This window comes from Streptomyces sp. NPDC005752 (genome assembly GCF_040630715.1).
Classification (GTDB): Bacteria; Actinomycetota; Actinomycetes; order Streptomycetales; family Streptomycetaceae; genus Streptomyces.
In genome coordinates, this window is record NZ_JBEXYB010000007.1 from 131,580 (window position 1) to 143,644 (window position 12,065).

The 12,065-nt window shown below is 69.7% G+C and carries 12 protein-coding genes and 1 tRNA gene; 5 read left to right on the forward strand and 8 right to left on the reverse strand.

What is annotated here, in order from left to right; genetic code table 11:
* Positions 1 to 76: 76 nt before the first annotated feature.
* The 4 genes from ABZ441_RS08575 to ABZ441_RS08590 form a co-directional block, all read right to left on the reverse strand.
* Positions 77 to 907 (reverse strand): MBL fold metallo-hydrolase, encoded by an 831-nt coding sequence (locus tag ABZ441_RS08575; RefSeq protein WP_358969794.1) that lies wholly within the window; start codon positions 905 to 907, stop codon positions 77 to 79.
* Positions 904 to 1,821, reverse strand: coding sequence for an NUDIX hydrolase (locus ABZ441_RS08580; protein ID WP_358969796.1), 918 nt, complete (start codon positions 1,819 to 1,821; stop codon positions 904 to 906). The genes ABZ441_RS08575 and ABZ441_RS08580 overlap by 4 nt, the downstream gene beginning before the upstream one ends.
* A gap of 145 nt (positions 1,822 to 1,966) precedes the next feature.
* The gene (locus ABZ441_RS08585) at positions 1,967 to 2,437 is read right to left on the reverse strand and encodes a RidA family protein (protein ID WP_358969798.1); all 471 of its coding nucleotides are present in this window, start codon (positions 2,435 to 2,437) and stop codon (positions 1,967 to 1,969) included.
* Positions 2,437 to 2,595: a DUF4177 domain-containing protein gene (locus ABZ441_RS08590; RefSeq protein WP_019992579.1), complete on the reverse strand. Its 159-nt coding sequence runs from the start codon at positions 2,593 to 2,595 to the stop codon at positions 2,437 to 2,439. Before ABZ441_RS08590 ends, ABZ441_RS08585 begins: the two co-directional genes overlap by 1 nt.
* Positions 2,596 to 2,666: 71 nt before the next feature.
* Here ABZ441_RS08590 and ABZ441_RS08595 point away from each other — a divergent pair, with 71 nt between their 5' ends.
* The gene (locus ABZ441_RS08595) at positions 2,667 to 3,701 is read left to right on the forward strand and encodes an ArsA-related P-loop ATPase (protein ID WP_358969801.1); all 1,035 of its coding nucleotides are present in this window, start codon (positions 2,667 to 2,669) and stop codon (positions 3,699 to 3,701) included.
* Positions 3,698 to 5,161 carry an ArsA family ATPase gene (locus ABZ441_RS08600; protein WP_358969803.1) on the forward strand — a complete coding sequence of 488 codons (1,464 nt, stop codon included), beginning with the start codon at positions 3,698 to 3,700 and terminating at the stop codon, positions 5,159 to 5,161. The genes ABZ441_RS08595 and ABZ441_RS08600 overlap by 4 nt, the downstream gene beginning before the upstream one ends.
* Before the next feature lie 34 nt (positions 5,162 to 5,195).
* Here the strand turns inward: ABZ441_RS08600 and ABZ441_RS08605 are convergent, their stop codons facing one another.
* A complete protein-coding gene (locus ABZ441_RS08605) occupies positions 5,196 to 5,561 on the reverse strand; it encodes a WhiB family transcriptional regulator (protein ID WP_358969805.1) in 366 nt (121 codons plus the stop codon).
* A gap of 398 nt (positions 5,562 to 5,959) precedes the next feature.
* Between ABZ441_RS08605 and ABZ441_RS08610 the strand changes: the two genes are divergently transcribed.
* Positions 5,960 to 8,182 carry a transglycosylase domain-containing protein gene (locus tag ABZ441_RS08610; RefSeq protein ID WP_358969807.1) on the forward strand — a complete coding sequence of 741 codons (2,223 nt, stop codon included), beginning with the start codon at positions 5,960 to 5,962 and terminating at the stop codon, positions 8,180 to 8,182.
* Between the two features lie 81 nt (positions 8,183 to 8,263).
* Here ABZ441_RS08610 and ABZ441_RS08615 read toward each other — a convergent pair whose 3' ends face one another.
* Positions 8,264 to 8,728, reverse strand: a complete 465-nt coding sequence (locus ABZ441_RS08615) for a GatB/YqeY domain-containing protein (protein WP_358969809.1) — start codon at positions 8,726 to 8,728, stop codon at positions 8,264 to 8,266.
* A 79-nt stretch (positions 8,729 to 8,807) separates the two neighbouring features.
* Here ABZ441_RS08615 and ABZ441_RS08620 point away from each other — a divergent pair, with 79 nt between their 5' ends.
* Entirely contained in the window at positions 8,808 to 9,746 is a 939-nt protein-coding gene (locus tag ABZ441_RS08620; protein ID WP_358969810.1) for a metallophosphoesterase, read from the forward strand.
* Between the two features lie 89 nt (positions 9,747 to 9,835).
* Positions 9,836 to 9,909, forward strand: a tRNA-Pro gene (locus ABZ441_RS08625).
* Between the two features lie 213 nt (positions 9,910 to 10,122).
* Here ABZ441_RS08625 and ABZ441_RS08630 read toward each other — a convergent pair.
* Together ABZ441_RS08630 and ABZ441_RS08635 are read right to left on the reverse strand one after the other, a co-directional pair.
* A complete protein-coding gene (locus ABZ441_RS08630; RefSeq protein WP_358969811.1) occupies positions 10,123 to 11,253 on the reverse strand; it encodes a 4-oxalomesaconate tautomerase in 1,131 nt (376 codons plus the stop codon).
* The gene (locus ABZ441_RS08635) at positions 11,250 to 11,957 is read right to left on the reverse strand and encodes a 4-carboxy-4-hydroxy-2-oxoadipate aldolase/oxaloacetate decarboxylase (RefSeq protein ID WP_358969813.1); all 708 of its coding nucleotides are present in this window, start codon (positions 11,955 to 11,957) and stop codon (positions 11,250 to 11,252) included. Before ABZ441_RS08635 ends, ABZ441_RS08630 begins: the two co-directional genes overlap by 4 nt.
* Positions 11,958 to 12,065 lie beyond the last annotated feature (108 nt).

Below are 12,065 nucleotides of genomic sequence, written 5' to 3' on the forward strand. Positions count from 1 at the left end.
AGCCGCGTACGCGGCAGCGGAAAAGGCCCCACCCTCCGGTGGGGCCTTTTCCGTACGTACGCAAGGGCGGCCCCGATCAGATCAGGCCGTGCTCGGTCAGATACTCCAGCTGGGCCCGCACCGACAGCTCCGCGGCCGGCCAGAGGGAGCGGTCCACGTCCGCGTACACCGCCGCCACCACACCGGCAGGTGTCCGGTGTCCCGCCTCCACCGCCGTCTCGACCTGGGCCAGGCGGTGGGCACGATGGGCCAGGTAGAACTCGACGGCGCCCTGCGCGTCCTCGAGCACCGGCCCGTGCCCGGGGAGCACCGTGTGCACCCCGTCGTCGACCGTCAGCGAGCGCAGTCGCCGCAGGGTGTCGAGGTAGTCGCCGAGCCTGCCGTCCGGGTGGGCGACGAGGGTGGTGCCACGCCCGAGGATCGTGTCGCCCGTCAGTACGGCCCGGTCTGCGGGCAGGTGGAAGGACAGCGAGTCCGCCGTGTGCCCCGGGGTGGGGACGACACGGAGCTCGAGCCCTCCTGTGGTGATCACGTCGCCCGCCGTGAGCCCCTCGTCGCCCAGGCACAGCGCCGCATCCAGGGCGAGCACCTTCGTCCGGGTGAGTTCCGCGAACCGGGCGGCGCCCTCCGCGTGGTCCGGGTGTCCGTGCGTGAGGAGGGTGAGACCGACACGCCTGCCCGTCCTCGCCACCGTCTCGACGACGGCCCGCAGATGTACGTCGTCGAGGGGCCCCGGATCGATCACGACCGCGAGGTCGGAGTCCGGTTCCGCCACGATCCAGGTGTTCGTGCCGTCCAGGGTCATCGCCGAGGCGTTGGGCGCCAGCACGTTGAACGTGCGGGTGGTGGCGGGTCCGGAGAGGACACCGCCGCGGGGCTGTCCGGGCAGTGCTGCCGCGTCGCTCACGAGAGGCTCCCGTCCCTGCCGTCGTCCGCGGAAGGGGACGCGGCCGTGGGAATGTGCTTGGTGAACTCGTCATGCCCCGGCCAGCTCAGCACCAGCTCGTCACCCTCCATACGGGCCTCTGCCAGCACAGGGGCCAGGTCCTGGGATTCCGCTGCCCTCAACGCCTCCGCGGCCGTCCCGTGCGGCCTCAGCGCCCGCAGAGTGGCCACGGTGGGCGGCATCATCAGGAGTTCGCCCTTGTCGTAGCCGTCCGCGGCCTCACCGGGCCGGATCCACACCGTCCTGTCGGCCTCGGTGGAGGCGTTCCGGGTGCGCTGGCCCTCGGGGAGCGCGGCCACGAAGAACCAGGTGTCGTAGCGTCGCGGCTCGAAGGCCGGGGTGATCCAGCGTGCCCACGCGGCCAGCAGGTCGGAGCGCAGCACCAGGCCCCGGCGGTCCAGGAACGCAGCAAAAGAGAGGTCCCGGGCCACGAGCGCCTCGCGGTCGGCCTCCCAGTCGGCACCCGTGGTGTCGCTCACGACGGTGTCGGCGGTCGGACCGGCCAGCAGGACGCCCGCCTCCTCGTACGTCTCACGGACCGCGGCGCAGACGACGGCCTGCGCCTCGGCGGCCGTGTCCACGCCCAGACGGCCGGCCCAGGTGTCCAGGGACGGTCCCGACCAGCCCACGAGGTGGTCGTCGTCCCGCGGGTCGACCCCGCCACCCGGATAGGCGTACGCGCCGCCCGCAAATGCCATGGAGGTGCGTCGGCGGAGCATGTGGACGGCGGGACCGGCGGCGCCCTCCCCCGGCACGGCGTCCCGGAGGAGCATCACCGTGGCCGCCCGCCTGGGGGTCACGGCTGTCAGCTCGCCGCTGGCGAGGGCCCGGATCCGGGCGGGCCATTCCGGTGGGTACCACTGACCGTTCGACATGGCCGGAGGCTATCCGGAACCGCGCCGATGTTCGAGGGGCTCGGACATCAGTGTCCGCCCCTTACACACATGACGCGACGCGATCGTCCCGAACGCACGATCCCGCCCGGTCCTGGGACCGGGCGGGATCGACGGGGTGCGCGGGTCAGGCGTCGACGAGCTCGACCTGGACCTCCACCTCGACCGGTGCGTCCAGCGGCAGCACCGCGACGCCCACGGCGCTGCGGGCGTGCACGCCCTTGTCGCCCAGGACCGCGCCCAGCAGCTCGCTCGCACCGTTGATCACTCCGGGCTGCCCGGTGAAATCGGAGGCCGAGGCGACGAAGCCCACGACCTTCACGACCCGTGCGATCCGGTCCAGGTCGCCGGCGACCGACTTCACCGCAGCCAGGGCGTTCAGCGCGCAGGTCTTGGCCAGCTCCTTGGCCTCGTCCGGCGTCACCTCGGCGCCGACCTTGCCGGTCACCGCGAGCTTGCCGTCCACCATCGGGAGCTGGCCAGAGGTGTAGACGTACACCCCGGACCGCACCGCCGGCTGGTAGGAGGCCAGCGGCGGTACGACGTCCGGGAGCACCAGGCCGAGTTCGGTGAGCCTCGCCTCGACGGCGCCCGCCACTACGGCTTCTCCCGCTTCAGGTAGGCCACCAGCTGCTCGGGGTTGTTCGGGCCCGGAACGACCTGGACCAGCTCCCAGCCGTCCTCGCCCCAGGTGTCCAGAATCTGCTTGGTCGCGTGCACGAGAAGGGGCACAGTCGCGTATTCCCACTTGGTCATGAGCCGACTGTAATGCCTGGCACACACGGTCCCGTGCGTAGCCTGCCTGCTGACTGGTTAGGCTCGAAGACGTGAGCAGGTTCCAGGTCGTCAGCGGCAAGGGCGGGACCGGTAAGACCACGGTCGCCGCCGCACTCGCGCTCGCCCTCGCGACCGAGGGCAGGCGCACTCTCCTCGTGGAGGTCGAGGGCAGACAGGGCATCGCCCAGCTCTTCGAGTCCGATGCCCTCCCCTACGAGGAACGCAGGATCGCGGTGGCGCCCGGCGGCGGCGAGGTACACGCCCTGGCGATCGACGCCGAGCGCGCGCTCCTGGACTACCTCCAGATGTTCTACAAGCTGGGCAGTGCGGGCCGGGCGCTGAAGAAGCTCGGCGCCATCGACTTCGCCACCACCATCGCCCCGGGCGTCCGGGACGTCCTGCTGACCGGCAAGGCCTGCGAGGCCGTACGGCGCAAGGACAAGCAGGGCGCGTTCGTCTACGACTACGTGATCATGGACGCGCCCCCCACCGGTCGCATCACCCGCTTCCTCAACGTCAACGACGAGGTGGCGGGGCTGGCTCGCATCGGCCCGATACACAATCAGGCACAGGCCGTGATGCGGGTCCTGAAGTCGCCCGAGACCGCTGTCCACCTGGTGACGCTGCTGGAGGAGATGCCGGTCCAGGAGACCGCGGACGGCATCGCCGAGCTGCGGGCCGCCGAACTGCCCGTGGGCCGGGTCGTGGTCAACATGGTCCGGCCCCACCTCCTGGACGAGGACGCCCTGCGTACGGCGTCGGGAGGCCGCCGCAAGGAGATCGCGAAGGCCCTCACCCGGGCCGGCGTGACAGGTTCCGCCGGGCTGGTCCGGCCGCTGGTCGCGCAGGCCGCCGAGCACGCCCAGCGGGTCGGCCTGGAGCGCGAGCAGCGCGCGGTGCTGGCCGGCCTGGGGCTGCCCATGGCCGAGCTCCCGCTGATGGGCGAGGGCGTGAGCCCGTCCGCGCTGTACGAGCTGGCGGAGGAGTTCCGTAAACAGGGAGTCGGCGACGAGACCGCGGACGCGGCGGGGCGGGCGCCCCGGGGCGGGAAGCGACGCGGCTCCGGACGAGGGGTGGTGTCATGACGCCGAGCACGGACGGCGCACCGGGGCTGGAGACCGACGCGCTGCTGGACGACCCGGAGATCCGTATCGTCGTGTGCTGCGGATCCGGTGGCGTGGGCAAGACCACGACCGCGGCGGCGCTCGGGGTGCGGGCGGCCGAGCGAGGCCGCAAGGTCGTCGTCCTCACCATCGACCCGGCCCGCCGGCTCGCCCAGTCCATGGGCATCGACCGGCTGGACAACATCCCGCGGCGGGTCGAGGACATCGCGGGCGAGGGCGAACTGCACGCCATGATGCTCGACATGAAGCGCACCTTCGACGAGACCGTCGAGGCGCACACGGATGCCGAGCGGGCGCGCGCGATCCTGGAGAACCCCTTCTACCAGTCGCTCTCGGCCGGGTTCGCGGGCACGCAGGAATACATGGCGATGGAGAAACTCGGACAGCTGCGGGCCCGCGAGGAGTGGGATCTGATCATCGTCGACACCCCACCGTCCCGCTCCGCACTGGACTTCCTGGACGCGCCGAAACGTCTCGGCTCCTTCCTGGACGGGAAGTTCATCCGGCTGCTGATCGCACCGGCGAAGATCGGCGGACGGGCCGGGATGAAATTCCTCAACGTCGGCATGTCGATGATGACGGGGACGCTCGGCAAACTGCTCGGCGGACAGTTCCTGCGTGACGTACAGACCTTCGTCGCGGCGATGGACTCGATGTTCGGCGGATTCCGTACCCGGGCCGACGCGACGTACAAACTGCTCCAGGCGCCCGGCACGGCGTTCCTCGTGGTGGCGACGCCGGAGCGGGACGCGCTGCGGGAGGCCGCGTACTTCGTGGAACGGCTGGCCGCGGAGGAGATGCCGCTGGCCGGCCTGGTCCTCAACCGGGTGCACGGCAGCGAGGCCGCACGGCTCTCCGAGGAGCGGGCGCTGGCAGCCGCAGAAAATCTTGAAAGCGTCGGCATTGTGGATCAGACGGCAGGGAAGGCTGGCCTTGGTGACCCGGCGGACCCGGTGGCCGCCACCTCTCCCGAAGCCCCGGAGTCGCCGCTCCCTCCCGAGCACAGCAACGAACCCTCCACGCACGAGCCGACGCAGCACGATCCGCACGAGCATGACCGGACCTCAGGCACACAAGCACCTCACGGTCGTGGCCGAAAGTCCCCTGACCCGTCCGGGCCACCCATGCACACGGAAGCAGACAGGCACGGCACGACCGCCACGGACGCCATGTCCGTCGAGGTGTCCGTCGAGGTGTCCGTCGAGCAGTTGACCGCAGGCCTGCTGCGACTGCACGCCGAGCGGATGCAGGTGGTCGCACGCGAGCAGCACACCCGCGACAGCTTCACCACGCTCCACCCCGAGGTCCTGGTGACCGAGGTGGCCGCGCTTCCCGGTGACGTGCACGACCTGGCGGGCCTCAGGGCCGTGGGGGAACTGCTCGCGACCGGTTCCGCTTCCCCCCCGGCCGGAGCTTCGTAGCGACCCTCCCGGCGCCCATGGGCAGCCCGTCCGCCTACCCCACGGCGGCGAACGTCTCGTGCAGTTCCTCGTCGTGCAGTCCGTCGTCGTCCAGACCCACTGCTGCCGGCAGCATGCCTGTGGACCGCTCGTACTCACTGCGTGCGGTCTCCAGCAGGCGACGCCAGGACGTGACGGTGGGCCGTCGGCGCAGCAGTGCGCGGCGCTCCCGCTCCGTCATTCCACCCCACACGCCGAATTCGACGCGATGGTCCAGCGCGTCGGCCAGGCATTCGGTCCGCACCGGGCAACCGGTGCACACCGCCTTGGCCCTGTTCTGCGCTGCCCCTTGTACGAACAATTCATCCGGATCGGTAGTGCGGCAGGCTGCCTGCGCACTCCAGTCGGTTACCCAGCCCATCCCGGCGCCGTCCTCTCCCGAATCGAGGCTCCCCCACGGCGACAGCGGCATATTCACCGTTGCCAGTTGAGGACGTTACGGAAGGTGGCGACAGCACAACACCCCCTTCGGGCCCAATCTTGGATGGCCCGAACGGACTATGCGTATGCGGCAGATCACCCAGAGGAGTGACGGGAGGACATGCGTGACCATCCCGACGGAATCGGGACAGAAACCGCAAGTCGCAACGGACATTCAGCTACACACGAGGCGAATTCGGGAGCGCCTCGGCAGGTGGCCGAATTCCGTTGAGGACCGTGCAGGGGGGTTGTTGCACATTCGGACTGCTGTGACAGTTGGGAGCAGCTTAGGCCAACGCCTGTACGCATGTCCGGCGAATGAGAACGTAGGCTGCCCCCATGCCAAAGAAGCGCTCAGGCGGGGGTCTCACGACGACCCAGCAGGCCGCCAAGTTCCTCGGTGTCGCCGCACTCTCCGGAGCTGTGCTGGCCGGCATCGCACTGCCGGCCGCCGGCGCACTGGGGCTCGCAGCCAAGGGAACGGTAGAGGGGTTCGACGAGATCCCCTCGAACCTCAAGACCCCGCCGCTGAGCCAGCGGATCAAGATCCTCGACAACGAGGGCGGGCTGATCGCGACGGACTACTCGCGCGACCGGACCGTCGTCCCGCTCAAGAACATCTCGCCGTACATGCAGGACGCGATCGTCGCGATCGAGGACTCACGCTTCTACGAACACGGTGCGGTGGACCTCAAGGGCATCCTGCGCGCGATGAACCGCAACGTGCAGGAGGGCGGCGCCTCCCAGGGCGCCTCCACACTCACTCAGCAGTACGTGAAGAACGTCTTCGTGGAGGAGGCGGGCGACGACCCGGAGAAGGTCGCCGAGGCCACCCAGCAGACCCTGGGCCGCAAGGTCCGCGAGCTGAAGTACGCGATCCAGGTCGAGGAAGAGCTCGGCAAGAAGAAGATCCTGGAGAACTACCTCAACATCACGTTCTTCGGGCAGCAGGCCTACGGCGTCGAAGCCGCCTCGCAGCGCTACTTCTCCAAGCACGCCAAGGACCTGAAGCTGGAGGAGGCGGCCATGCTGGCCGGCCTCGTCCAGTCGCCGACCCGCTACGACCCGGTCAACGACGCGGAGGAGGCGACCAAGCGCCGCAACATCGTGCTGCAGCGCATGGCGGCCGTCGGCACCATCTCGCAGGACGAGGCCGACAAGGCCGTCGCGGCCCCCCTCCAGCTGAAGGTCAGTAAGCCGAACAGCGGTTGCATCACGGCCGTCAGCGGCGCCGGATTCTTCTGCGACTACGTGCGCAAGACCGTCCTGACCGACCCGACCTTCGGAAAGACCCCGGAGGAGCGCTCGAAGCTCTGGGCCCTCGGCGGCCTGACCGTCAAGACCACTCTCTCGCCGCGCGCGCAGAAGGCTGCCGACGAGGCCGCGACCTCGAAGGTCAACAAGGACGACAAGGTCGCCGCCTCGGTGGTGCAGGTCGAGCCCGGTACCGGGAAGATCCTTTCGATGGGCCAGTCCAGGCCCTACGGCCTCGACCAGAAGAAGAACGAGACGGTCCTGAACCTCGCCGCCAGCAACAAGATGGGCGGCAGCACCTACGGCTTCCAGGTCGGCTCGACCTTCAAGCCGATCACCGCCGCCGCGGCACTGGAGAAGGGCATCAACCCGGCGCAGAGTTACAGCTCCGACTGGAAGATCTCGGTGCCGATGAACTCCTACCGGAACTGTGCGGGATCGCCTGTCGGAAGCGGGAACTGGGACCTCCAGAACGAGATGGAGTCCGAGAAGGGCGCCTTCGACATGACGAGCGCGCTCGGCAAGTCGATCAACACCTACTTCGCCAAACTGGAGCAGCAGGCCGGACTGTGCGAGACGGTCACCATGGCGAAGAAGCTCGGTTACGAGCGGGGTGACGGCAAGCCCGTCTCGGACAACAACCCGTCGATCACCCTGGGCGGCACCGAGAGCACCCCGCTCGGCATGGCCGCCGCGTACGCGGCGTTCGCCAACCGCGGCACGTTCTGCACGCCGATCGCCATCGAGGCCATCACGGACTCGAACGGCAAGAAGATCGCCGTACCCGAGTCCTCGTGCTCGCGGGCGATGAGCGAGAAGACGGCCGACACGATCAACCAGATGCTCAAGGGTGTCGTCGAGGACGGAACCGGCACCCAGGCCGGCTTGACGGACCGCGACAACGCGGGCAAGACAGGTACCACCAACGACCGCGTGGACGCCTGGTTCGTCGGCTACACGCCGAATCTGTCCACGGCCGTGTGGGTGGGTGCGGACGTGGGCAAGAAGGTGCCGATGTACAACATCACCATCGGCGGCCAGTACTACGACAAGGTCTGTGGTGGCTGCCTTCCCGGTCCCATCTGGAAGACAGCGATGACCGGTGCGCTGAACGCCTCGGAGACCCCGTCCTTCAACCCGGTCTCGGTGCCGCGCGCCAAGGAGAAGGGGAAGGACAAGGACAAGGGCCGCGGCGGGAACACGGGCGGCGGGAACAAGCCCGGCGGCGACCCCATCGGCGGTATCACCCTGCCGCCCGGCTTCATCGGCGGGAACGACGGCGGGCGCGGTGGCGGGAACGGTCGCTGACCGCCGGGTCACCCGATGACGTCATGAAGTGAAGGAGGGGAGCCCCCGGCCGGGGGCTCCCCTCCTTCATGCACCGGCCTCTCAGCCCGCGAGCAGCTTCTTCACCGTGGCGGCGACCCGGCCGCCCTCGGCGAGCCCTGCCACCTTCGGGTTGACGATCTTCATGACGGCGCCCATCGCACGCGGTCCCTCGGCGCCGGCGGCCTTCGCCTCCTGGACGGCCTGCACGACGATCGCGTTCAGCTCGTCGTCGGAGAGCTGCTTGGGCAGGTACGCGTCGAGCAACTCGCCCTCGGCCCTCTCCCGCTCGGCCTGCTCCGTCCGACCGCCCTGCGCGAAGGCCTCGGCCGCCTCGCGGCGCTTCTTCGCCTCCTTGGCGATCACCTTCTGCACCTCGTCGTCGGAGAGCTCGCGCGACGTCTTGCCGCTGACCTCCTCCTTGGTGATCGCGGTCAGGGTGAGCCGGAGGGTGGACGAGGTGAGCTCGTCACGCGCCTTCATGGCCGTGGTGAGGTCTTCCTTGAGCTTGGACTTGAGCGTGGTCATGCGGCGATTGTGACAGGTACGGGGCACCCGCCGCCCGCCTGTTTTCGTCCCACCGCATCGTTTCTGCGACGATGGGCCCATGCGCGCACGCTACGGAGTACCCCTGAAAGTCACGGCAGTCGGCGCAGCGGTCGGTGCCGCCGGTCTCGTGTACGCGGCCGGATTCGAGGCACGATCCTTCCGCCTCCGCCGGATCGCGATTCCCGTACTCCCGCAAGGGGCACGCCCATTGCGCGTACTCCAGATCTCCGACGTCCACATGGTGAGCGGCCAGCGCAAGAAGCGCGCCTGGCTGCAGTCGCTGGCGGGTCTGCGCCCGGACTTCGTGGTGAACACCGGCGACAACCTCTCCGACCCTGAGGCGGTGCCCGAGTTGCTCGACGCGCTCGGCCCGCTGATGGAGTTCCCCGGGGTGTACGTCTTCGGTTCCAACGACTACTACGGCCCGAAGCTCCGCAATCCGGTCCGCTATCTCCTGGAGAAGACTCAGGGCAAGCACGGCCTCAACGGAAACGCGCCGGCGGTCGATGTCGTCCACAACCCCTGGGAGCCGATGCGGGACGCCTTCGACGAGGCCGGCTGGCTGAACCTCTCCAACACCAGGGGCCGGATCAAGGCCGACGGACTGGAGATCGCCTTCACCGGCCTGGACGACCCCCACATCAAGCGGGACCGTTACGCCGAGGTCGCCGGTGGCCCCGAGACGGGCGCGGACCTCTCGATCGGTGTGGTCCACGCCCCGTACCTGCGCTCCCTTGACGCCTTCACGGCGGACGGTTACCCCCTGATCCTGGCCGGTCACACCCACGGCGGGCAGCTCTGCATCCCCTTCTACGGCGCTCTCGTCACCAACTGCGACCTGGACACGGACCGAGTGAAGGGCCTCTCCGACCACACGGTCGGCGAGCGGCGCGCCTACCTCCACGTCTCGGCGGGCTGCGGCACGAACCGCTACACCCCGGTCCGCTTCGCCTGCCCGCCCGAGGCGACCCTGCTGACGCTGACGCCCCGCGACTGAGGCGTCCACCCGGGCACAAAAAACCGGATTTCGCCTCCGGGCGCCAGTGGGCTAAAGTAATCGATGTCGCCGGGACACTCGGTGGACATCGGGGTGTAGCGCAGCTTGGCAGCGCGCTTCGTTCGGGACGAAGAGGTCGTGGGTTCAAATCCCGCCACCCCGACAGCTGAAACACCAGGTCAGGGGCTGATCCACTTAGTGGATCAGCCCCTGAGTGGTTTCCGGGGGCATTCGGGAGCCGGAGGCCGGCCGCGGAGCAGCCAGGCCAGGGCGGGCCGGGGCGGAGACGATCGGGGCGTCGCCGAAGCACTCGCGGGAGAGGCCCCGCACCCGGCTGCCGTCCAGGTGCGGGGCGAGCAGTTCGACGAGGTCGACGTCACCGGGAGGGGGAGTCGCCTGCGGCTCCTCGTGAGGAGGGGCCGCCTGTCGGAGCTGTCTGCTCGGGCCGCGGGAAGACGATGCCGTCGAAGATCTTTCGTGCGGTACGCACCACGGCGGTACGACCGGCCGTGGGGGTACCGTCCGCACCGGTCCCGATACCGGCCTCGATGTCGAGGAACCCGGTGGGGTGCTCGATGCGCAGCCGGTCCCCGTGGGCGGGGAGGCGGGCGATGCCCTCGGCGACGCTGCCCGGGACGCGCAGCCCGGCGGCGACGCCGGCCGCGCCGAGGACGCCTATGGAGGTGTGGCAGCGGTGCGGGATGAAGGTACGGGTCGTCACCGCGCCGTCACCGGCGGGCGGGGCCAGCAGGCTGATTTTCGGTACCGTCGCGTCCCGGACGTCGCCGAGGCCCATGAGAGGGCCCGCTTCGAGCCGGATCCTCTCGATGCGGTCGCGGAGGGCGGTGTCGTCCTCGAGCTCCTGCGGAGTCTCGTAGCCCGTGATGTCCAGGGCGTGGGCCGGGACGAGTACGGTCGGCATCCCGTTGTCGACGCAGGTCACCGGCGTCCCGGCGATGACCTCGCGGGCCCGGCCGGTGGGCAGCAGAGGACTGGCGCCCTGCTCGAACTCGATCAGCACCGGCGCGGCGGTCCCAGGGACCCCGGAGATCCGCGCAGTCCCCGTGTAGTCGACGCGCCCCCCGGGGGTGGGAAAGGTTGCCGTGGCCAGGTCACCGGTGTTGACCATCCTGATGCGGACGGAAGTGTGCCCGTCCACGGCGGTGACCAGGGCCCGTTCCACGGCGAAGGGGCCGATCCCGGCGAGCAGGTTGCCGCAGTTCTGACGGTCGGACACCTCCGCTGCGTCGACGGCGACCTGGAGGAACAGATAGTCCACATCGACGTCCGGGTCGTCCGGTACGGAGATGATCGCGACCTTGCTGGTGAGCGGGTGCGCCCCGCCCAGGCCGTCGACCTGGCGCGGGTCGGGGCTGCCCATGATCCGCAGGAGCAGACCGTCACGGGCGGCCGCATCCCGCGGCAGGTCGTCGGCCAGGAAGTAGGCGCCTTTCGACGTGCCGCCCCGCATCAGGAGGCAGCGCACCTCTGCCGGCCCCCCGGTCACGCCCCGGCCTCCCGCGCGTGGTCCTCGTACGAGGTGTACCGCACACCGAGAGCGCCGAGCTTCTCCCGCAGTCCGTACCGGTCAAGGCCGAGTCGGCCTTCCAGGAAGTCAGCGCGCGCGTCGGCCTCCTTGGCCTCCCGCGCCTCGGACGCCTCGGCGGTCCGGCGGGCGCGTTCGCGGGGCACGACCACCACGCCGTCGTCGTCGGCGACGATGACGTCACCGGGACGGATCACCTGGCCCTCGATGACGACCGGTACGTTGACCGAACCGCCGGTAGCCTTCACGGTGCCCTGGGCCGAGACGGCCTTCGCCCACCCGGCGAAGCCCATGTCGCGCAGTTCCTGGGTGTCGCGGATGCCCGCGTTGATCACGATGCCGCGCACCCCTCGCCTACGCAGTGCGGTGGCGAACAGTTCCCCGAACATACCGTCGGTGGAGGGTGAAGTGGTGGTGACGACGAGGACGTCGCCCTCGCCGCACTGCTCGACCGCCGCGTGGATCATGAGGTTGTCGCCGGGCCAGCTGAGCACGGTCACCGCACTGCCCGCGATCCGTACGCCCTCCTGGATCGGGCGCAGCCCGGGGCCGAGCAAGCCGGTGCGTCCCATTGCCTCGCTCACGGTGGCGACGCCGTATTCGGCAAGTGCCTCGACGTCCCCCGGGTCCGCCCTCGGCGGACCGGTGACGATGACGCCGCTCATGCCGACCGCTCCGCGATCCGGGCCGTGTCGGTTGTCATGGCTGAACTCTCCTTACGGGGAACGGGGCTTCATACCCACCGGCACGGCGCAGCAGTGCACGCGGTGCGT